The organism is Paenibacillus tritici (assembly GCF_018207515.1).
Taxonomy (GTDB): Bacteria; Bacillota; Bacilli; order Paenibacillales; family Paenibacillaceae; genus Paenibacillus_AQ; species Paenibacillus_AQ tritici.
Map to the genome: position 1 here is coordinate 2,392,654 of NZ_CP073365.1, position 21,988 is coordinate 2,414,641.

At 52.8% G+C, this 21,988-nt stretch carries 15 protein-coding genes and 2 tRNA genes; 15 read left to right on the plus strand and 2 right to left on the minus strand.

Annotated elements, in window-relative coordinates:
• Positions 1-17: 17 nt before the first annotated feature.
• Complete coding sequence (locus tag KDC22_RS10075; protein ID WP_211722917.1) at positions 18-968, minus strand: hypothetical protein; 951 nt, start codon at positions 966-968, stop codon at positions 18-20.
• Between the two features lie 322 nt (positions 969-1,290).
• Between KDC22_RS10075 and KDC22_RS10080 the strand changes: the two genes are divergently transcribed.
• The 12 genes from KDC22_RS10080 (at position 1,291) to KDC22_RS10135 (ending at position 20,364) form a co-directional block, all read left to right on the plus strand.
• Positions 1,291-4,290, plus strand: coding sequence for an alpha-amylase family glycosyl hydrolase (locus KDC22_RS10080; RefSeq protein ID WP_211722918.1), 3,000 nt, complete (start codon positions 1,291-1,293; stop codon positions 4,288-4,290).
• A gap of 84 nt (positions 4,291-4,374) precedes the next feature.
• Positions 4,375-8,229: a carbohydrate binding domain-containing protein gene (locus KDC22_RS10085; RefSeq protein WP_211722919.1), complete on the plus strand. Its 3,855-nt coding sequence runs from the start codon at positions 4,375-4,377 to the stop codon at positions 8,227-8,229.
• A gap of 352 nt (positions 8,230-8,581) precedes the next feature.
• Positions 8,582-9,598, plus strand: a complete 1,017-nt coding sequence (locus tag KDC22_RS10090) for an IS4 family transposase (RefSeq protein ID WP_211722920.1) — start codon at positions 8,582-8,584, stop codon at positions 9,596-9,598.
• 724 nt (positions 9,599-10,322) lie between these two features.
• Entirely contained in the window at positions 10,323-12,116 is a 1,794-nt protein-coding gene (gene pnpS, locus KDC22_RS10095) for a two-component system histidine kinase PnpS (RefSeq protein WP_211722921.1), read from the plus strand.
• 119 nt (positions 12,117-12,235) lie between these two features.
• A complete protein-coding gene (locus tag KDC22_RS10100) occupies positions 12,236-12,964 on the plus strand; it encodes a response regulator transcription factor (RefSeq protein ID WP_173140339.1) in 729 nt (242 codons plus the stop codon).
• A gap of 147 nt (positions 12,965-13,111) precedes the next feature.
• Positions 13,112-13,867 (plus strand): phosphate ABC transporter ATP-binding protein PstB, encoded by a 756-nt coding sequence (pstB, locus tag KDC22_RS10105; protein ID WP_216857490.1) that lies wholly within the window; start codon positions 13,112-13,114, stop codon positions 13,865-13,867.
• 59 nt (positions 13,868-13,926) lie between these two features.
• The gene (phoU, locus tag KDC22_RS10110) at positions 13,927-14,586 is read left to right on the plus strand and encodes a phosphate signaling complex protein PhoU (protein ID WP_173140335.1); all 660 of its coding nucleotides are present in this window, start codon (positions 13,927-13,929) and stop codon (positions 14,584-14,586) included.
• A gap of 131 nt (positions 14,587-14,717) precedes the next feature.
• Positions 14,718-17,390: a DNA polymerase I gene (polA, locus tag KDC22_RS10115; RefSeq protein WP_211722922.1), complete on the plus strand. Its 2,673-nt coding sequence runs from the start codon at positions 14,718-14,720 to the stop codon at positions 17,388-17,390.
• Positions 17,391-17,441: 51 nt separating this feature from the next.
• Positions 17,442-18,293: a DNA-formamidopyrimidine glycosylase gene (mutM, locus tag KDC22_RS10120; protein ID WP_211722923.1), complete on the plus strand. Its 852-nt coding sequence runs from the start codon at positions 17,442-17,444 to the stop codon at positions 18,291-18,293.
• A 176-nt stretch (positions 18,294-18,469) separates the two neighbouring features.
• Complete coding sequence (locus tag KDC22_RS10125) at positions 18,470-19,195, plus strand: manganese efflux pump (protein WP_173140405.1); 726 nt, start codon at positions 18,470-18,472, stop codon at positions 19,193-19,195.
• A gap of 9 nt (positions 19,196-19,204) precedes the next feature.
• Complete coding sequence (gene coaE / locus KDC22_RS10130; protein ID WP_211722924.1) at positions 19,205-19,801, plus strand: dephospho-CoA kinase; 597 nt, start codon at positions 19,205-19,207, stop codon at positions 19,799-19,801.
• A complete protein-coding gene (locus KDC22_RS10135) occupies positions 19,801-20,364 on the plus strand; it encodes a lytic transglycosylase domain-containing protein (RefSeq protein WP_211723981.1) in 564 nt (187 codons plus the stop codon). Before coaE ends, KDC22_RS10135 begins: the two co-directional genes overlap by 1 nt.
• Before the next feature lie 102 nt (positions 20,365-20,466).
• Here the strand turns inward: KDC22_RS10135 and KDC22_RS10140 are convergent, their stop codons facing one another.
• Positions 20,467-20,685, minus strand: a complete 219-nt coding sequence (locus KDC22_RS10140) for an alpha/beta-type small acid-soluble spore protein (RefSeq protein ID WP_211722925.1) — start codon at positions 20,683-20,685, stop codon at positions 20,467-20,469.
• Positions 20,686-20,811: 126 nt separating this feature from the next.
• Between KDC22_RS10140 and nrdR the strand changes: the two genes are divergently transcribed.
• The 3 genes from nrdR (at position 20,812) to KDC22_RS10155 (ending at position 21,694) form a co-directional block, all read left to right on the plus strand.
• Positions 20,812-21,288, plus strand: a complete 477-nt coding sequence (gene nrdR / locus KDC22_RS10145) for a transcriptional regulator NrdR (RefSeq protein ID WP_173140325.1) — start codon at positions 20,812-20,814, stop codon at positions 21,286-21,288.
• A 248-nt stretch (positions 21,289-21,536) separates the two neighbouring features.
• Positions 21,537-21,612: transfer RNA gene (locus KDC22_RS10150), tRNA-Ala, on the plus strand.
• Between the two features lie 9 nt (positions 21,613-21,621).
• Positions 21,622-21,694, plus strand: a tRNA-Lys gene (locus KDC22_RS10155).
• Positions 21,695-21,988: the final 294 nt, after the last annotated feature.

The window sequence follows — 21,988 nt, forward strand, 5'->3', positions numbered from 1 at the left end:
TTTTAAATATAAGAGGTTTATTGAATTAGCGTATACCGGAATTTTTCAATATAGGATTCTTTCTTATGCTCGACACGTTGTAAATGGTCATAGAAGCTGTGGGTGAATTTAAACACGTGACCATAATCCCAATCCTGCCCGCTATAGTCCTTTTCCCAAAACTTAATGTCGGTCGGCAGTACGTCCGCACGCTCAGCCGGCTTCAGGGGCAAATGATCGACAGGTGAAACCAGCTTGATGGGTTCTCCAGGTACAAGGTTACGGCTGTGGCGCAGAACTTTAATCAATTTCATCAGAGGCGGTAATCCTCTTTGGAAAAAGGAGATATGGCCAAGGTCATACAGGATGTTTAACGCGTGGGAGAAAGTCAGCATATGACCCATCAGATCATGATGTGCTTCTGCCCGGTAAATGACAGGGAAATCAGCTAGTTCTTCCAAGACAAGCGAAGAAAGCTCACCGGGATTCGATATAACCGGAAAGCCGTCCTCGTTAGTAACCTCCATCCTCTTCACCTCGGAAGCAGAGAACCCAATCCATGACCGCCCCGGAATTGTCCGCTCAAACGAGCGGATAAGATCGGTTATTCCTGCAAGATCCTCCGCACTTCCCCAGCTCTTAAGTTCATGAATGGCCAGCAGACACGATGCGCTGTAAATCACATTATGACCGACCCAGTGTAACTGATCAATCGTTGTATCAAGGGCCTCAAGTATGGCAGTTACAGCAATTTGCTCGTCACAAGCGGCACGATGCTGTATGCCGTTCTCCCCAAGAACCCTTTGGATCATCGCTTCGGTCTGTAAAGCTACAAGTCGGGCAAGCTCTGGAGCCGGATTATTCGTTCTAACAAAAAAATAACTGCCGATAGCGGCAGCACCAAAGTGAGCCTGCCAAATATCCCCTGTTTCTTTTTTACATGAAGAGATGATTCTTAATCCGTCCCTCAGAATGGATGGGTTCATCATAAATCTCAGTCCCCTTATACGCAGCATTTCCTTTTATCAGTCTAACATTATATTTTCTGGAGGCAACAGCTTCCTGAAAAGCACAAACAGGTATAAAGCTGTGCTGAATAATGATTTTTCTATGTATTGCAGAGTCGGCAGCCCATATAGGATGCGGCTTGTCGAAGTTATAAATTATATGTCTTGACAGCGCATACAGGGACATGTTAATTTTTAGTGGGGAAACCGGTTTCCCTGTAATGCAAAGATTGGAGCTATTGACGGCAGCTTATTCCTTGCTGAAAGTGTGTTGCATCCGTTTTTTATGAGAGGGAGATGAGGAATGAAAAGTAAACGTACACGTTGGCTAGTTCCCGTTCTAATCACATCTATTGTACTGTCGATCACGATGAGCATGTTCGTTCTGCCCCCAGCCAAGGCTGAAGCAGCAAGTATTGGTACAGTAACCGAGAATGACACCATCTATCAGATTATGGTTGACCGCTTCCATGACGGAAACACTTCCAATAATGCCACAGGAGCAGCCATCCGCTACGGGGAGAACTCTGAGGAGGATTTCCGTTACATGAAGGGCGGCGACTGGCAGGGGATCATTGACAAGCTCCCGTATATTCATAATATGGGCTATACTGCGATCTGGATCTCACCGGTAGCCGAGCCGCAGATGACCAACCGCGAGAACAACGGCACAGGTAAGAACACGGCCTACCACGGCTATAATGTAAAAGATCCCAATGCGGCCAATCCTTACTTCGGCACTAAAGAGAAGCTGAAGGAGCTGGTAGATTCTGCACATGCACTCGGGATCAAGGTAATTATTGATGTCGTTCCCAACCACATCGGTGATTACATGCTCGGCACTCAGGCCTATTATGATATCCCGTCCCTGCAGCCGGCTGCTCCGTTCAATAATCCGGCCTGGTATCACCATAACGGGGATATTAACTGGTCACTTGCCGATGGACGGTACGATCAGTGGGCCCAGGATTATCTGGAGAACCATGATCTGGGCGGTCTGGATGATATCGACTTCGATGTTCCTGCCGCCAAGCAGGCCATCTTCAGCTCCATTAAAGGCTGGTTCGACTATACGGGGGCAGACGGTGCCCGTGTAGATGCGGCCAAGCTGATCAAGCCGACAGATATCGGCGAACTTCAGAACCTGCTGGGCGTGAATACCTTCGGGGAGAACTTTGACGGCAATGCCGAATTCGTCTCCCGCTGGGTCGGCACCAATAAGGAGTGGGGGATGCTGGACTTCCCGCTGTTCTTCTCCGTGCTGAACAGCTTCGCGTACGGGCAGTCTTTTGACGCGAATATTAAAGGTACCCTGGCTCAAGACTCCTACTACGGCGGCAATGCCAACCATATGGTTACCTTCATCGACAATCATGACCGCAACCGCTTCCTGACAGAAGCCGGGGGCAGTGTAGAGAAGCTGCAGAATGCTTTGTCCTTTATTTTCACCGTGCGCGGAACGCCTGTGGTCTTCCAGGGAACGGAGCAGAACAAGGGCAACGGCAACGGACAGATCATGACGGGCGGCATCGCTGATACTTGGAACCGCTGGTCGATGGTGAAGCGGGATACAAGCGGTAATGTGCTGGAGAATTATTTCAATGAGAATGCAAGTACCTTCAAGCATGTAGCCAAGCTGAACGAGATCCGCAAGAACAATCCGGCCCTGCGCACCGGCACCCAGCGTGAGATGTGGTCCGCCCAGAATCTGTACGCGTTCTCGCGGCGGATTGACAGTGGCACGAATGTCGGCCAGGAGGTCATCTCCGCATTCAGTAATGCATCCGGCGGATCACAGACGGTAACGCTGCCGCTGCGCGCCGAAAGCACGCTTACCGCAGGTACGGTTCTGATTAACCAGTTGAACCCCTCCGATACTGTAACGGTGCAGGCAGGCGGTGTCACCGGTAAGCAAATTACAGTTACCCTGGGCGCCAATTCGGCCAAAATCTACTCCAAGACTCAGTCCATCGTTGATACGAAGGCTCCGACTGTTCCGGAGAATGTAACGGCTACGGTCCAGAATGCCTCCAGTGCACTTGTGTCCTGGTCGGCCTCCACGGATAATGTCGGAGTTACAGGGTATGAGATTTACCGCAATGGAGTCAAGATCGGAACCTCTGCGACTACATCGTATACCGATAGCGGATTATCCGGCAGCACTAATTATTCTTATACGGTAAAAGCGTATGACGCAGCCGCCAATCTGTCGGCACTTAGCGCAGCGGCACTGATTGTCACACCAGCCGGGAACAGTGTAACGATATACTACAAGCAGGGTTACACCAATCCGTACATTCATTACCGCCCGGTGGGCGGGACTTGGACGACATCACCGGGTGTGGCCATTCCGGCCGCCGAGGTAGCAGGCTATAACAAAATCACCATTAACATCGGCGCAGCCACCCAGCTCGAAGCCTGCTTCAATAACGGCAGCGGCACCTGGGATAGCAATGGCGGCAGCAATTATCTGTTCGGCACCGGCACCTGGACCTACACGCCTACAGGCAATATCCAGGCAGGTGGCCCGGTAACGCCAACGGCATCGCCGACTGCTACGCCAACCGTAGCACCAACAGCGACACCAACCGTGGCGCCGACCGCAACACCGACCGTAGCGCCAACGGCGACACCTACTGTAGCACCGACCGCAACACCAACGGTAGCGCCTACGGCAACACCTGTGCCAACCGCCACTCCGGCGGGTAACACTGCGACAATCTATTACAAGAATACGGCGTTCAGCAACTCCTATATCCATTACAAGCTGGATGGGGCAACGGTCTGGACGACTTCACCGGGCGTGCAGATGCAGGCCTCGGACTTCAGCGGCTACAAGTCCATTACCGTTCCGCTGGGCAGCGCCACAGGTCTGACCGCAGCTTTCAATAACGGCAGCGGCACCTGGGATAGCAATGGCGGCAACAATTATCATTTTGGCACCGGCAGCTCCAGTCTGGTGGGGGGGAGCTTGACCTCCGGCGAACCTCAGGCAGACAGCGTGACCTTCCGCGTCAGCGTTCCGGGGTCCACTCCGGCGAATGCACCTGTCTATCTGACCGGATCGTTCAACAGCTGGAATGCGGCAGACTCAGCTTACCTGCTGACTCGTGGCAGTGATGGTGTCTATTCTGTCACCTTGAATCTTCCGGCAGGCACCGCCGTGACGTATAAGCTGACGCGCGGAAGCTGGGGCACGGTAGAGACTACATCCAGCGGCGCAGAAATTGCCAATCGGACGCTTACGCCGGCAGGCGGAGCGCAGACAGTGACAGTAAGTGTACAGCGCTGGAAGGATCAGTAAGCAGCTAGAGGGGGCGCAGGATGAATGTCCGGCGCCCCCGTTTTTTAACGAAGAAGAATGAACCTGATGAGAAGGAGTTGACCAATGACCAAGAAATCTACCTCCCTGCGCAAAATTACAGCCCTGCTTCTGGGCGGGCTTCTGAGCATTCCGGCAGTATTGTCTCCTGTCTCGGCAGATATTGCTGCTACGCATGTCTACCATAATCATATGCCGAATTTCTGGGCCTACTATGACCTAAACACTTACAATTCAACACCTGTAGGCAGCCCGATCCGCTATACCTACGATGGAGAAGTCATCCAGCTAAAGCAGAATCCGCCCTCAGGATATCCTTATTATCTGCCGAATGGATCTCCGATGCCCCACGATGACCTAGTCTCCTATTATTCGCATCACGCCAAGACCGGTGCGTATTTAACCTGGCCCTGGAGTGTAGCGAATGCGCTGAACAGTAATCATCCCCAGGCGCAAATGCATGTTACCATGTCGGGGTCTGTAGTGAACAATGTGAACAGCATTATTCAACAAGGAAATGTAAGCGGATACAATAATCCGGCCTGGGGAACTCCGTGGAAGAATGCCGTGAATCAGCTCAAAACCACGGGCGGCGACAACATGCTCGACCTGATTCATTTCTCCGGGCATCATTCGATGGGACCGCTGGTCGGCAACGATTATTTGCTCAAGGATATGATCTATCATGGAGCATCAATGGCCCAGCCGTATTTCCTTGGCAGCAGCTATAAGTCATCGAAGGGATTTTTCCCGACAGAGCTGGGGTTCTCGGAGCGGATCATCCCGGTGCTGAACAAGCTCGGCATCCAGTGGTCCGTGATCGGCAACAACCATTTCTCCCGCACACTTAAGGATTATCCGCTGCTGGACAGTCCCGGCACAGATACGATGGTCTCACCGCCTAACCGCAGTGATCTGCAGAATGTCAGTACGGCCGGGGCCTGGGTGAGTGAACCGATGTTCAATGAGCAGCAGGTGGTCTACAACAAATACCCTTTTGCTTCCACGGCCCATTGGGTCCGTTATGTGGACCCGGCAACCGGGGCTGAGTCCAGGGTGGTCGGCGTACCAGTCGCCCAGGCGCAGTCCTGGGAGGAAGGATACCTGGGCCAGGTAAAAGCAGATGTGCTTAAGCCGTATGAGAATCTGGTCGCGCAGAAGCAGATTTTTGTCGTGGCCCATGACGGGGATAATTCTTCGGGCCGGGCCGGCTCCGAGGAGACTTGGCGTAATGCCGGGAATGTCACCTATGCAAGCAGCGGTGTGACCGGAATGGGGATTGATGAGTATCTGCGCAGCAATACACCAGCAGCTAGCGATGTGGTTCATGTACAGGACGGCTCCTGGATCGATACCCGGGATTCGTCCTCTGATCCGACCTGGTACCACTGGCATCTGCCGTTCGGAATCTGGAAGGGACAGTTCACGGCCTTCAATCAGGTGAATGGAACCGCGTACGCTCCGAAGAAGAATCTGGCGGGTGTCCAGGAAGGTATGACCGTCTCCTTCGAGAAGGGCTATCATTATCTTGAGCGGAACTTTGCCCTGCTCCAGGCTTCTCTGAATTATGCCAAGACGGCTGAGCAGATCTGGCTGGATGAGCATCCGAATTATTGGAAGCCGGGGAATCCGCTGGACCGGGAGGTGACCTACGAGGGCAACCAGTTGAATCCTTGGATGCTCTCCTATCCTGTGAAGGGGAACGCCGCGAATGATTACGCAGGAGGTGCCAATCCCGCTGAGCTGGCCTGGTATTTCCTGCTTCCTGCGATGGACTCGGGATTCGGCTATTATGATGAGAATGTGGATGACAGTGTGAAGCCGGCGTTGTCCTTCAATCAATCGCTCTATTTCTCCAAGCCCTATGTATCACAGAAGCAGGCCAAAGATAAAACCGGCCCTTCCGTCTGGTGGCCGCAGCGCTACCCGTACAATCCGGGCAGTGCCAATGTCAGCAAGGCAGAAGGCTGGACTCTTCAGCATTACAATAATGCTTTTGCCATTTATACGTATGCGTTCGATACGAGCGGGATCAGTGAGATTAAGGTTAAGGTCCGGGCTCACCGCGATAAGACGGCAGATGCAGCGGATAATACCTTCAAAGTATATGATCCCGCTGCTTTGGCTGCAGCCGGTGTACCCGGCATTGATCCCGTCAAAGTCGGTGCGTGGACGGAATACCCGATGAATGTCCGTGACCTGAGCGCGGATATTAACGGTGTAGACTGGCAGCCAAGCAGCAAGACGATCATGCAGAAGGTTCCGGCCACGGATATCGGGAATCTGTATTTCTCCTACATCTCCGATTACCGCAATCAGCTGTTAGACTACTATATTGAAGCCAAGGATGCCAAAGGCAACGTCACCAAAAGCGATATCCAGCAGGTCTATGTCGGTGCCGGAAAATATACGCTGGCGAACGGCAAGTATACGGAAAGTATGCAAGGCACTATTGAAGGAACGCATCCGTTCATCACCGATGTGCCCGCTGTCCCGGATACCGAAGCTCCGACTGTCCCGGCCAATCTTCAGGTTACGGTGGTTAATGCTTCCTCTATCGGGCTAGCATGGGATGCCGCTACAGATAATATCCGTGTTACAGGCTATGAGATCTACCGCAATGGTGGCAAAATTGGAACAACTGCCTCTACCTCATATACAGACAGCGGCTTGTCAGCCAGCACTGCATACGAATACAGAATTAAAGCCTATGATGCGTCCGGCAACCTCTCCGGCTTCAGTGCCGCAGCAGCTGCCACCACCCCGGCAGGCAATAATGTTACGATCTACTATAAGCAGGGTTATTCCACTCCTTACATCCATTACCGCCCGGCTGGGGGGACATGGACGAGTGCACCAGGCGTAGTGATTCCGGCATCGGAAGTGGCAGGCTATAACAAAATCACCATCAACACCGGCGCAGCTACCCAGCTCGAAGCCTGCTTCAATAACGGCAGCGGGACCTGGGACAGCAACGGCGGCAGCAATTACCTGTTCGGCACCGGCATCTGGACCTATAGCGGGGCAGGTAAAATTCTGCCGGGCGCTCCGGCTGCGCCAACGGCGACACCGACCGTGACGCCTGGGGCGACGCCAACGGCGACGGTGATACCAACGCCAACGGTGATGCCGAGCCCAACGCCCACGGTGGCACCAACTGTAGCGCCAACGGCATCACCGACCGCAACGCCTATTGCAACTCCAACAGCTACACCAACTGTATCGCCGACCGCAACACCGACTGTAGCTCCAACGGTAGCGCCAACAGCTACACCGAGCGTAGCGCCAACGGCAACACCTGTGCCAACCGCCACTCCGGCGGGCAACACTGCGACAATCTATTACAAGAATACGGCGTTCAGCAACTCTTATATCCATTACAAGCTAGATGGGGCAACGGTCTGGACGACTTCGCCGGGCGTGCAGATGCAGGCCTCGGACTTCACCGGCTACAAGTCCATTACCGTTCCGCTGGGCAGCGCCACAGGTCTGACCGCAGCTTTCAATAACGGCAGCGGCACCTGGGATAGCAATGGCGGCAACAATTATCATTTTGGTACCGGCAGCTCCAGTCTGGCAGGGGGGAGCTTAACCACGGGTGAACCTCAGGCAGACAGCGTGACCTTCCGGGTAAGCATTCCGGGGTCCACTCCGTCGAATGCCCCGGTCTATCTGACGGGATCATTCAACAGCTGGAATGCGGCAGATCCAGCCTACCTGCTGACACGCGGCAGCGATGGAATCTATTCGGTCACCTTGAATCTTCCGGCAGGCACCGCCGTGACGTATAAGCTGACGCGCGGAAGCTGGGGCACGGTAGAGACTACATCCAGCGGCGCGGAACTTGCCAACCGGACGCTTACGCCGGCAGGCGGAGCGCAGACAGTGACACTAAGTGTGCAGCGCTGGAAGGATCAGTAACGTTCAGTATAGTGGCGCAATTAAGTCTGAGTAGTACCGGTCAACTGCTGGGGAGTTAGCGGAAGAAAGATGATTTCTAAAGACTCCCCGACGGATGGAATGATGCTGGCAAGAAGGAGCTCAAGTAAGCCTGCGGCCATAAATGTTGCATTTGTTGCAGCTTCGATCCCTAGATGCCTGGGTGTGCGGGAGGATTGTTGCATGGATTGCAGGAATTATTCCGCAGATCCGCCTAGAGATAGTGAAAAGCTGCTTTTTTAAGCGTGTTGATTTCCCAAAAAAAGGGACAAAAAAGGCCGCCATTTCGGGTAATGGTAAGTACGACCAAACCAAACCGAAATGAGGCGACCTCATGAATAATAATACCCCATTCTTGGCCGTGTTCAAACAAGTATTAACTCCGGAAGAAGTTGAAATGGTGACCGGACAGACCGAGGACTATACGGATACAGCAACCAAAATGACGGTCGGGTTACTCCTCGACTACTTTGTCCAAGCCAGCTACCACAAATGGGACGGCTTTCGGCAAAGTGCCCGCTTAGGCCCAAGCGTTGACTTGCCTGAGATTCATTACTCCACGTTTTCTGGCAAAGCCGGTGAAGTTCCTTACGATATTTTCAAACGTTTGTTTCAAATGCTCGTCCAGAAATGTAACCGGCAAACCCAGCGGCACCTGAATCTGCCTAAAGATCTTCTGCTTATTGACTCTACGACGATTACGGCGGCAAACTCCCGCATGTCTTGGGCTCCGTATAAAAAATTCAGAGGAGGCATTAAGCTGCATGTGGCTCTTTCGCATGGACAGCATTCACCCGTGAATGTGGTCGAATCGTTTGCCCGGCGCAATGACGCTCCATTTGGAGAAGTCTTGGCCGATAAGGACTACCTTTTAGTCCAGGATCGAGCGTATGGAAAAATCGGTCGATTGGATCAATATGTGCAGCAAGGTCAGTCCTTTGTGATTCGTCTGAAGGACAATCTCCATTTGGTGATGCCGCGAAAGCTTCAGCGACCGGCGGAGGGAGATAGCAAAATTGTACGCGATATCACCTGTTATATCGGTCAAGGGAAACACCAATCCGCCCAGCGCCACCGCGTCGTTGAATTTGAAAATGACCGGGGTGAAGTCGTAAGGGTCGTGACCGATTTGAGGAAAGAGTCCGCTCATGTGATTGCTGAAATTTACAAAGCACGCTGGGAGATTGAAGTCTTTTTCCGCTGGGTGAAACAGCATTTGAATGTCCCTTGTCTCTTTGGAACCACCGAAAATGCGGTATATAGCCAATTGTTTGTGGCCCTTGCCACATATGTGCTTTTGAAGTACATTTTTGATGAAATTCATCGAAGGTACCGGTCTTCACTCAACTGACTCTTTGGGAATTTATGCAGTACTGGCGTATATTTAATCTTCCGCTGGAGTGGCAGGTTCAGTTTAGTCTGCTCAGGCGTAAAGGTCATCTAGGCGCTTTTGTCATCCCATAATATGGGTAATCAACACGCCTGCTTTTTGTGCAACACTTTTGGTTTTGGGCCGAGCTAATGAGGAGAATGTTGCATATTGGGCAGGATTTCAGAAGTAACCGGATCTCTCCCGCGAATAGCGAATAAACCAGTAGATGATACGCTGAAAGTTAGTGGGAGACCAAAGAGTCATTGGTTATAAGTATATACAGAATTGCTCTTTATTTAAGTGGCATGATACTGCCCTTTAATAAAGGGCGATTTCTTTTTTAATTCATTATATGGACTGGGTTTAGGGTTAAGGGTTTAAGGTTTTCCGTAACTCCCACTCTAAAACAGCGGAGCGGACGGACTGATTGTGGAGAAGCGCAGCGTTCGCCTTTGTGTCCGGATTTTCACCGCTAAGGTAAAAATAATAAAATCTGGACTGGGCAGCGATCGGAACAACAGGCCGTTTGCGGAGTGTCCACAGTGAGTTCTAACGTTACTGCTACTCCAGGCCCTCTTCATTTTACGCTCGCATGACAATCACCTTACACTCCGTTGATAATCACCGCCGGAACTGGTATTTTGACGAGAATGAAGGTAGAGTGTTCTCAAGGACATAATGACAAGGAAGAGGACTACTGCTGATGAAACCATTCCGCATTCGACTTACCATCATACTTATGGCTTTGATAGGGATATCAATGACCGGGGCCGGAATAACCATGGCTCAGTTGTTCAAGGACTCACATATTTCCGTACTGGAAGAGAACATGTCCCGGGAAATAAAGCTGCTCTCCGGCACCTTTTCATTCCTCAACACCAACAGTCCGGACGCCTTGAATTACTATACCGAACAGGCAGAGAAGATCTCTTCATTGACCGGATCACGGATCACCTTCATTACCAAGCAGGGCCGGGTGATTGGCGACTCGGAGAAAAATCCGCTGGATATGGACAATCATTCCACCCGTGAAGAGGAGCTGCTTGCCGCGAAGGAAGGGATTGGCCGGGCGATCCGCTACAGCGATACACTGGACCGCGAGATGCTGTATGTTGCCGGTGCGGTTGTGTCTGATCAGGGGTTCGACGGATATATCCGGCTGTCCATGGGTCTGGATACCGTATCGGAAGGATTGAACCGGGCGTGGATGATCATGGCAGGGGGACTTGTGCTGCTCTTTATCGCGGCCACCCTGGTGAGCTACAAGGTAGCCTCCAGTATGACTTCACCGCTGGAGCAGATCACCAGAGTGGCCCGGCGGATTACCGATTTGGACTATGACGCCCGCGTGCCTATGAAGCGCAAGGATGAGATCGGCCAGCTGGCAACGGCAATCAACGCGATGGCCGACAGCCTGCAAGCCCAGCTCAAGACGATCCGCGATAATGAGGACCTTTTGCAGAGCGTACTTGATAACATGACCGGCGGAATTGTGATGATCAACGCAGAAGGGGAGATCGCCTTGCTTAACCGGGCGGCCGAACGCTTGCTCGATGTGAAGCACAGCGAGATGACCGGGCATTCTTATAAGGAGATCAAGCATCATTATGAGCTTACCCGGCTGATTGATGACGGGGTATCCGCAGGCGAGCCCATTCATGAGGAGCGCAGCATCTATAACCCGGTGGAGCGGATTGTACGTGTGGACGGGGTGCCGATGATACAGGACGGCTGCTCCCGGGGAATGCTGTTCCTGTTGCAGGAGGTTACGGAGATCCGCCGTCTGGAGAAAATGCGCAGCGAATTCGTCGCCAATGTCTCCCACGAGCTGAAGACCCCTGTCGCTGCCGTAAAAGGCTTCGCCGAGACCCTGCTGGGCGGGGGGGTTACGGATGAGAAGACAGCGCGTTCGTTCCTGCAGATCATATACGACGAGAATGAACGGCTGAACCGCCTGATCGGCGACATCCTGGAGCTGTCCAAAATCGAATCCAAACGCGTTCAACTGGAATGCTCTCCGGTCCATCTCATCGAATTCTTCGATTCTGTCCTGGAGACACTTAGTAAGGTAGCGGAGAAGAAGAAAATTACACTCAGCTCTGATGTGCCAGCCGAGCTGTTCATTGAGGGAGATGAGGACAAGCTGCGCCAGATCTTCATGAATCTGCTCTCCAATGCAATCAACTATACCCAGGACGGCGGGAATGTAAGAGTCACCGCCATGAACATTCAGAAGCCGGATGGAACAGAGAGCGTACGCTTTACCGTAAGTGATACGGGGATGGGAATTCCGCGCAAGGATCTGCCGCGGATCTTTGAACGCTTTTACCGGGTGGACAAAGCCCGCTCCAGAAGCTCCGGCGGAACCGGTCTCGGGTTATCCATTGTCAAGCATCTGGTAGAGCTGCACCGCGGCTCCATTAATGTAGAGAGCGATCTTGGCATCGGCAGCTCGTTTATCCTGGAACTGCCGCTATTGCAGGAAGATCATCAATAGGGATCATAGGGATCAGCTTAATTTAATTCGTATTTTTACACTAAGTTAACATTGTGGTGCTATGATGTGCATATGTGCAGTTTTGTAAATTAATAACCTATGAAAAGACGGGGGAACCTATGGCACAACGATTGCTTGTCATTGAAGACGAACCGACACTGGCCCGGCTGCTGTCGTATAACCTGACACAGGAAGGCTATGAAGTGACGGTGGAGGATCATGGAACGGCAGGATACGACCGTGCGACTAGAGAACCTTTTGACCTGATCGTACTGGATCTTATGCTGCCCGGCATGAACGGCATTGACATTCTGGATAAATTGCGCGGACAAGGCATACGGACACCGGTCATTGTACTGACGGCCAAGAATGCCGAAGAGGATGTCGTGCGGGGACTGAAATCCGGGGCCGATGACTATATTACCAAGCCATTTGGCGTATCCGAGCTGCTGGCCCGTGTCAGCGCCGTGCTGCGGCGGATCTCCGGCATTGCCGAGGAAGCCCCGCCGGAGACGGCCGTGTCTTCATCGACGATTATTCTGGGACAACTTGAGATCTACCCCGAGCGTTATGAGGTCTCCCTGGGCGGACAGAGCATCAATCTGCGTCCCAAGGAATTTGAAGTGCTGCTGTATCTGGCCCGGAAGCCGGGCGTAGTCCTGACGCGGGATGATCTGATGAATGCAGTCTGGGGCTTTGACTATATCGGGGGGCAGCGTACCGTAGATGTGCATGTCAGCTCGCTGCGTAAGAAGCTTGAGCTTGATCCTGAATCCGTGCATATTGATTCCATTCGCGGCGTAGGATATAAGCTGGTTGTGAACAAGAAGAGAACACCGGTCACTTAAAAAGATAATATATAAGCTTCATATGATAATTGATCCTTCTGTTTCTCACTTTGATTTTACATTGTGTTAACAATTCTCTGGAGCTCTATTTACACTGAAGGCTTATCATGGGGAACGAAGATGATGAGAAGGAGACAACAGAAACCAATGAAATCCATCATTGACATAGAGAAGCTTGATCTCTACTATGAGTCGTTTCACGCACTGAAGAATGTGGATCTGCAAATCCCAGAGAAGCAGGTAACTGCTTTTATCGGCCCTTCCGGCTGCGGGAAATCCACCCTGCTGCGTACCCTTAACCGTATGAACGACATGATTCCCGGAACACGTATTGAAGGCAAAGTGAACATCGGCGGCAAAAATATTTACAGCGACGAGGTTGAAGTGGAGAGTCTGCGCAAGCAGGTAGGGATGGTGTTCCAGCAGCCCAATCCTTTTCCCAAGTCGATCTATGACAATGTGGCTTATGGTCCGCGCCTCCATGGGGTGAAGGGCAAAGCCGAGCTGGATGTCATTGTGGAGCAAAGCCTGCGCCAATCCGCGCTCTGGGAGGAAGTGAAGGATTTCCTCAAGAAGTCTGCACTCAGCCTGTCCGGCGGCCAGCAGCAGCGTCTCTGTATTGCCAGAGCCCTTGCAGTACAGCCGGATATTCTGCTGATGGATGAGGCGACCTCCGCACTTGACCCGGTGTCCACGCTGAAGATTGAGGAGCTGGTACAGGAGCTGCGGGATAAGTATACGATTGTGATGGTCACGCATAATATGCATCAGGCTGCACGCGTATCGGGCCGCACCGTATTTTTCCTGAACGGCGTAATTGTGGAGGCTGCGGATACAGAACTGCTGTTTTCGAACCCGAAGGACTCCCGCACAGAAGATTATATCTCCGGCCGTTTCGGCTAAGTGAGGCTTAGGTTCATGCTTGGATGACCATATGTTTTGGAGGAGGATCGTTTACCCATATGATTCGCAGAAAAGAATTCGATAAAGATCTGGAAGAGCTGCGCACGCTGCTGCACCAGATGGGCGAGCATGTAACGGATGCCCTGGATGGTGCGGTATTGGCACTGCAGACTCTGGATACCGTAAGGGCCCAGGAGATTGTCAAAGCCGATCTGCGGCTGAATGCCATGGAAGACCGGATTATGGAGATCGGCTCACGCCTGATCATTACCCAGCAGCCGGTAGCGAAGGATCTGCGCCGCATTATTGTGGCCTTCAAAATCTCCAGTGACCTCGAGCGTATGGGGGATCTGGCACTGGATGTAGCCAAGGTGACAATGCGCATCCAGGGGCAGCAGCTGATCAAGCCGCTGGTGGATATTCCGCGGATGGCTGAGCTTGTCACTGTAATGACCACGGAAGCCATTCAGTCTTATCTGGACGAGAACACGGATCTGGCCTACAAAATGGCGCAGGATGACGATCAGGTAGACGGGTTGTACAGTGCGATGATCAATGAACTGTATGCCTATATGGTTGAGAAGCCGGAGTCCCTGAATCAGGCCATGCTGCTGACCCTGGTGGGCCGTTATATCGAGCGGATCGCCGACCACGCAACCAATATTGGCGAGAGCGTTGTCTATCTTGTTACAGGCAAACGCCCGGATCTGAATCAATAAAAGCACAGCTTACGACAACAAGCCTTCCTTTCCCCGGGGGCTTGTTTTTTTTGCGCTACACGATTTCAACTTGGTGCAGGGCATATGGTACTATATATAAGAAGTAAGAAAGACAAAGGCGAGGTGCTAGTGTGGACAAGCTGATACTGATTGATGGAAATAATATCATTTACCGGGCGTTTTTTGCGATGCCCCCGCTGACGAATACGGCGGGCCAGCAGACGAATGCGGTATACGGATTTACGACCATGCTCCTGCGTTTAATCGACGAATACAAACCGAGTCATATGATTGTTGCCTTCGACGCCGGGAAGATTACCTTCCGGCATGAAGGCTATGAAGATTATAAAGGCGGACGTCAGAAGACACCGCCGGAGCTGTCCGAGCAGTTCCCGCTGCTGAAAGAATTACTGAAGGGCCTGGGGGTTCCGCAGTTTGAGATCGGCGGCTATGAGGCCGATGACATTATCGGCACGATCTCCCGGGAGGCCGATGCCGCCGGGCGTCAGGTCATGATTGTGTCCGGGGACAAGGACATGCTGCAGCTGGCTTCCGAGCATACCACGGTGGCCCTGGTGCGCAAGGGCGTTACAGAAGTGGAGCTGTACGGTCCGCAGCAAATCCGGGACAAATATGATCTCACCCCGGAGCAGATTATTGATCTGAAGGGGCTGATGGGCGATGCCAGCGACAATATTCCCGGAGTTCCGGGAGTAGGGGAGAAGACGGCGCTTAAGCTGCTCCAGCAATTCGGATCGGTGGAAGGGGTACTGGCTGGAACCGGTGAGCTGAAGGGGAAAATGAAGGAGAAGCTGGAGGAGCACGCAGACAGCGCCATCATGAGCAAGAAACTGGCGACGATCTATAGGGAGGTTCCACTTGAACATGCCTGGGAGGATATGGTCTTCAGCGGAATCCATACGGATACGGCCGGTCCGGCCCTTGCCAAGCTGGAATTCAAATCCCTGCTCGAACGTCTGTCCCTGAGCGCTTATTCCCATGCAGCAGGCAGCAGCGGTTCAGATCCCGCAGAGGTGGAAGCAGCAACGCTTACCATCACGATTGTGGACGAAGCGGGGCTGGCTGGCCTGATTGCCGCCTTGCCGGACATCTCTGCGCTGCATGTGGAGTCGAATGGTGAGAATCCGCACCGTGCGGAGGTCATTGGCCTCGGGCTGTCTTCGCCGGAGCAGCATTATTTCGTGCCGTTTGATCTGCTGAAGAGTCCCGCGGCGAAGCCGCTGCGGGATTGGCTCGGCGATGAGCAGGCGCCGAAGAGCGGGTATGACCTGCACCGTGCCGATCTGGCGCTGCATTGGCACGGGATTGCTTTTGCCGGAGCGGCGAATGATGTTCAGCTTGCTGCCTATCTGCTGGACCCGACGGAAGCGAGCCAGAACCTGAATGATCTCACCAGCAAATACGGCCTGCCCCGTCTGTCGCCGGATGAAGATGTGTTTGGCAAAGGGGCTAAATATAGAATACCGGAGCTTGAGATTCTTGGGAACCATGTCGCCCGCAAGAGTGCAACCGTGCTTGGGATCGTGCAGAAGCAGCAGGAGGAGCTGGACAAGACGGGAATGACCGGACTGTTCCAGGATCTGGAGATGCCGCTCTCGCGGATTCTTGCCGATATGGAGAAGCAGGGAATTGCCGTCAACAGAGACGACCTCCTGGAGCTGGGCAAAGAATTCGAAGCTCAGATCGCCAGGCTGGTGGCCGAGATCTATTCCATCTGCGGTACGGAGTTCAATCTCAATTCACCGAAGCAGCTGGGCGAAATCCTGTTCGTGAAGCTTGGCCTGCCTGTGGTGAAGAAGACAAAAACTGGGTATTCCACCGATGCCGAGGTGCTGGAGAAGCTTGCGCCTTACCATGACGCCGTGCGTCTGATTCTGCAATACCGTTCCATTGCCAAGCTGCAATCTACCTATGTGGAAGGCCTGCTGAAGGAAATCTCGCCGGAGACCGGCAAGGTGCATACCTTCTACCGGCAGACCATTGCCGCAACGGGCCGGTTGAGCAGCCAATTCCCGAACCTGCAGAATATTCCGATCCGGCTGGAAGAGGGCCGCAAGATTCGCAAGGTGTTCGTGCCTTCCGAACCGGGCTGGTCAATTCTGGCAGCGGATTACTCGCAGATCGAGCTGCGTGTGCTGGCGCATATCTCGGGTGATGAGCGGATGAAGGAAGCTTTTGTAGAGGATATGGACATTCATACCAAGACAGCCATGGATGTCTTCGGAGTCACAGCGGACAGTGTCGACAGCAATATGCGCCGCTCCGCCAAGGCGGTTAACTTCGGCATTGTGTATGGCATCAGCGATTACGGCCTGTCACAGAACCTGAATATTCCGCGCAAGGAAGCGTCCCGGTTCATCGAACAATATTTCGAAGTGTTCAAGGGCGTCCGCCGTTATATGGATGATATTGTCGTGGAGGCCCGCAAGCAGGGGTATGTCACTACACTGCTGGAGCGCCGCCGTTATCTGCCGGAGATCAATGCGAAGAATTTCAATCTGCGTTCATTCGCTGAACGTACGGCGATGAATACGCCGATTCAGGGAACGGCTGCCGATATCATTAAGCTGGCCATGGTTCACATGGACAAGGCGCTGCATGAGCGCGGTCTTAAGAGCCGGATGCTGCTGCAGGTGCACGATGAGCTGGTGTTCGAGGTGCCGGAGGATGAACTGGAGCAGATGAAGCTGCTCCTGCCGGAGGTGATGGCGGGTGCGCTGGAGCTATCCGTTCCGCTGAAGGCGGAGGTAAGTTTTGGCAGCAACTGGTACGAAGCGAAATAGGGTCCCCGCATCCGCTGTATATCCGGTATAATGGAAGGGAGGTGAGCCATTATGCCGGAACTGCCGGAAGTCGAAACAGTCAGAAGAACACTTAATGATTTAATTACAGGCAAGCAGATAGAGCATGTCACGGTCCGGCTGCCGCGGATTATACAGCGCCCGGATGATATTCAGGCCTTTGCCCATATGCTGGCAGGCCATACAGTAGTAACGGTTGAGCGCAGAGGCAAGTTCCTGCGGTTCGTGTTCGATGGTCTTGTGATGGTCTCCCATCTGCGGATGGAAGGCCGTTACGGGATGTACCGTAAGGACGAGGTGCTGGACAAGCATACGCATGTTATTTTCCATTTCACGGATGGTACGGAGCTGCGTTATACCGATGTCCGCCAGTTCGGAACGATGCATCTGTTCCAGCCGGGCGAGGATCTGCTGCTGAAGCCGCTGAACAAGCTGGGACAGGAGCCGCTGGACGCGGGGTTCACGCTGGACCGGTTCAAGGAGATAGTCTCGAAGCGCAGCACCAAGATCAAGCCGCTGCTGCTGAATCAGGAATATATCGTCGGGATCGGCAATATTTATGTAGATGAGTCCCTGCACCGTGCAGGAATTCACCCTGAGGAAGCTGCGAAGTCACTCTCGGAAGAACAGCTCGCCAGGCTGCATCATGCCATTGTCGCAACGCTGACAGAAGCAGTGAATGCGGGAGGTTCCTCAGTGAAGTCGTATGTCAACGGCCAGGGAGAGAGCGGGAACTATCAGGATCAGCACCGCATATACGGACGTAAAGATCAGCCTTGTGTGACCTGCGGCACGCTGATTGAGAAGAGTGTTGTCGGCGGCCGGGGTACGCATTATTGTCCAAGCTGCCAGCCTCTACCCGTGCTGATTCAACAGCCGCGGTGAAGCCTGCGAAGCTCCATTCTGAGTAAGTTACACCTTAAGTTATCCATGTTACATCAAATGGCAGGCACTCACTGCCCGTCCCGCCCATATAATGTGTGAAGATTGCTGATTATGGCGAAGCGGAGCGCGGATCGTATGATCCGTCAGGCTCCGGTTCTTCACGGGAGGGATTGCGGGTGCTTAGCCCATTGTTGTCACTGCTGCTGCTTGCGTTTGCTCTAAGTTTAGACGGATTTGGTGTTGGCATTACATATGGACTGCGTAAAATGAAAATCCCCTTGCTCTCCATTATGATTATCTCGCTCTGTTCGGGAGTGGTCATCTATGGTTCGATGCAGGTCGGCGTACTGCTGGCCAAGGTGGTCTCGCCGAATGCCGCTTCCAGTATCGGAGCGGTTATTCTGGTCTTAATGGGCTGCTGGTCCTTGTTCCAGATGCTGACCCAGAAGGAACAAGAGCAGGAAGAATCAGCGCCCGGGGCGGCAGAGGGAACTTCCGGCCGGGAAGCCATGCAGGAGACTGCTGCCGCTGCGGCTCTTGCAGATTCAGAGCTGCCAAAGCCGGCCGTGTTCTCTCTGGAGCTGCGGCATCTGGGTGTGGTCATCCAGATCCTCCGCACACCGTCTTCGGCCGATATGGATGCTTCCGGGAGTATCTCCTCCATGGAAGCCATGATCCTCGGCATAGCGTTGTCGCTGGATGCCTTCGGCGCCGGTCTCGGTGCTGCGCTGCTTGGATTCGGTGCATTATCAACCTCGCTGATGATCGCCTTGTTCAGCGGAACCTTTCTGCTGCTGGGGATGAAGACCGGACTGAGATTGTCCGGCAGCTACTGGATGAAGCATGCGGCTGTTCTGCCGGCGATATTATTAATAGCAATGGGTATAATGAAGTTATTATGAGGTGAGTACATGATTATAGGCTTAACCGGAGGAATTGCTTCGGGCAAAAGCACCGTGTCTGCAATGTTTGTCCGGAAGGGAGCCGCTCTGGTGGATGCGGATGTCATCGCCAGAGAGGTTATGCTTCCGGGGCATCCGGTATTGGCCGCTGCTGTGCAGGCATTTGGAGAGCGGATTCTGCAGCCTGACGATTCACTGGACAGGGCGGTGCTGGGTGAGATCGTTTTCCGGGATCCGGAGGCGCTTAAGACCTTGAACAACCTGACCCATCCGGCGATCCGCAGGCAAATTAAGGACCGGATGTATACGCTGGAGCAGGAAGATCCGCAGCGATTGGTGATTGTGGATATTCCGCTGCTCTATGAGTCCGAGCTGGATTCATTATTTGATCAGATCATTGTGGTGTATGTTCCCAGGAGGGTGCAGCTGGCCCGCCTCATGGAGCGGAACGGAATGAAGCTTGAACAGGCGGAGGACCGGCTTAGATCCCAGATGGACATTGAGCTGAAACGCAGGAAAGCCAGTCATGTGATCGACAATAGCGGCAATCTCGAAGCTACGGAGCGGCAGGTTGCCGGTCTGTGGGACAAGCTGGGTCTGCTATGATGAAGTGGCTGCGCAAAAAAAGAGTACTGCTGTTGCTATTCGTAGGCTTCACTGCCATTCTGTTCCTGGGTACCCACTGGATGTCGTGGTTTTATCCGATCCATTATAAAGAAGAGATCCGCCAGCACAGCCTTACTTATGAGATGGACCCGTTCCTTGTAGCGTCAATCATTCGAGTAGAGACCAATTATAAGACCGGACGCGAATCCAAAAAGGGAGCGCTCGGGCTCATGCAGCTCATGCCGGATACCGCCAAATGGGCACTGGAAAAGGCCAAGCTTCCCAAGGTGTCGCTCGAGCGGCTCAAGGAGGAGCCGTCGTCGAACATTGAGCTGGGTACCTGGTATTTGTCTACGCTGTCCAAGCAGTTTGACGGCAACCGCATAGCAGTCATAGCCGCATACAACGCCGGACCAGGCAAAGTGCAGAGCTGGCTGGATGATGGACAATGGGACGGAACGGAGGCTTCGGTGAAGGACATTCCGTTTGGCGAGACCCGGCACTATGTGCAGCGTGTGATTTATTATTACGACCAGTACACAGAGCTTTACAGCGAGTTCTGAGGCGCTCTGCCCCTTAATTATTTGCTGCACGTTAAAAAGAAGCATCAAACGGCCCGGAGGCCGTTCGATACTTCTTAGGCAAGCTTATGTCGTTTGGGCAGGTTATTTGAACTGACCTGCCAGTTGCTGTTCAGCCAGGGTTACAAGACGTTTAGTGATGTAACCACCGATCGAACCGTTTTCGTAAGAAGTTTTATTGCCTTGGTATCCGTCTGGGGAGAGGGTAATACCGAGTTCTTGGGCAACTTCAAATTTCAGTTGTTCCAAGGCACCGCGTGAATTTGGAGCTACCAGGTTGTTGGAGCTGTTGTTTTGGCTCATTGCTGTTCACCTCCTATCGGTTGGTAACAGTATTATGTGCCGGACATGCCATATTCATAACAACAAATAAACGGTGATTTCTGGAAATTAACAATCCATTCTTAAGATGAGGAAGTGAAGAAGCTTATGAAATGCCCTTACTGCGATCACACCAATACCAAAGTGCTTGATTCGCGTCCAGCCAACGAGAATAAGTCGATCCGCCGCAGGCGTGAATGCGAGCTGTGCAGCCGCCGGTTCACCACCTTCGAGATGATTGAAGAGACCCCCCTGATTGTGATCAAAAAAGACGGCAGCCGTGAAGAGTTCAGCCGGGATAAAATCCTCCGCGGCCTTATCCGCGCCTGCGAGAAACGTCCCGTTCCTGTAGAGCGTCTGGAGGTCATTGTATCCGAGGTCGAGAAAAGTCTGCGCGGCATTGCCCTGGCCGAGATCGAGAGCCGCCAGATCGGCGAGCTGGTCATGGAGCAGCTATACCCTGTAGACGAGGTGGCCTACGTGCGCTTCGCGTCCGTGTACCGCCAGTTCAAGGACATCAACATGTTCATGAAGGAACTCAAGGGACTGCTCTCCAAGAACACGGAGGAGCTGGACGGCTTGTAAGCGCATAAGAAGCTGGGTCATGCTGGTAGCGGCTTGAATGGGACTTGCCTTGAGTTTAGGGGTCAAGTCCCTGTGTAGAGTGCCGTCCCAAGTTACCATCAAATTAATTTCATAAAATGGTTGACACTAACGATGAATTTCTGTATTATATAGAAGTCGCCTACGAAACATATTGATTTATAAGTGACTAGAACACACTGCTCTAATTGGATTTTAGAATACATAATGTCATTCTAAATCAAGCTTGTGGGGCCATAGCTCAGCTGGGAGAGCGCATCGCTGGCAGCGATGAGGTCAGGGGTTCGATCCCCCTTGGCTCCACCAATTTCATACGGACTCTTAGCTCAGTTGGTAGAGCAGTAGACTCTTAATCTATTTGTCCAGGGTTCGAGCCCCTGAGAGTCCATCACAGAAGAACGGCAGATGCCGTTCTTTTTTTGTTTTCTGGCGTGCCCAGAGGCACGCATTATCTAGTTGGTGAAAGTCCAACCAAAGGAGGGACCAAGCTACCTTTGTAGCTAGGATGCTTGCACATGGCGAAATCTGTGTGTAAAAGCGCATCGACAAAAGTACTGGTCAGAGACCGGGCGAGCAACAATTCAGGCCGCAACATCAAGTGAATCCTGCCGCGTCGTCAAAAAGGCCCTGCAAAGGGGAACAGAGGGAGCCGAGTCCCGCTATTATGGACGAAGGCCAAGGA

Coding starts and splice junctions, on each gene's coding strand:
- KDC22_RS10080 (WP_211722918.1), top strand. CDS start 1,291: ATGAAAAGTAAACGTACACGTTGGCTAGTTCCCGTTCTAATCACATCT.
- mutM (WP_211722923.1), top strand. CDS start 17,442: ATGCCGGAACTGCCGGAAGTCGAAACAGTCAGAAGAACACTTAATGAT.
- KDC22_RS10090 (WP_211722920.1), top strand. CDS start 8,582: ATGAATAATAATACCCCATTCTTGGCCGTGTTCAAACAAGTATTAACT.
- nrdR (WP_173140325.1), top strand. CDS start 20,812: ATGAAATGCCCTTACTGCGATCACACCAATACCAAAGTGCTTGATTCG.
- KDC22_RS10135 (WP_211723981.1), top strand. CDS start 19,801: ATGAAGTGGCTGCGCAAAAAAAGAGTACTGCTGTTGCTATTCGTAGGC.
- pnpS (WP_211722921.1), top strand. CDS start 10,323: ATGAAACCATTCCGCATTCGACTTACCATCATACTTATGGCTTTGATA.
- phoU (WP_173140335.1), top strand. CDS start 13,927: ATGATTCGCAGAAAAGAATTCGATAAAGATCTGGAAGAGCTGCGCACG.
- KDC22_RS10075 (WP_211722917.1), bottom strand. CDS start 968: ATGATGAACCCATCCATTCTGAGGGACGGATTAAGAATCATCTCTTCA.
- coaE (WP_211722924.1), top strand. CDS start 19,205: ATGATTATAGGCTTAACCGGAGGAATTGCTTCGGGCAAAAGCACCGTG.
- KDC22_RS10100 (WP_173140339.1), top strand. CDS start 12,236: ATGGCACAACGATTGCTTGTCATTGAAGACGAACCGACACTGGCCCGG.
- pstB (WP_216857490.1), top strand. CDS start 13,112: ATGAAATCCATCATTGACATAGAGAAGCTTGATCTCTACTATGAGTCG.
- KDC22_RS10140 (WP_211722925.1), bottom strand. CDS start 20,685: ATGAGCCAAAACAACAGCTCCAACAACCTGGTAGCTCCAAATTCACGC.
- KDC22_RS10085 (WP_211722919.1), top strand. CDS start 4,375: ATGACCAAGAAATCTACCTCCCTGCGCAAAATTACAGCCCTGCTTCTG.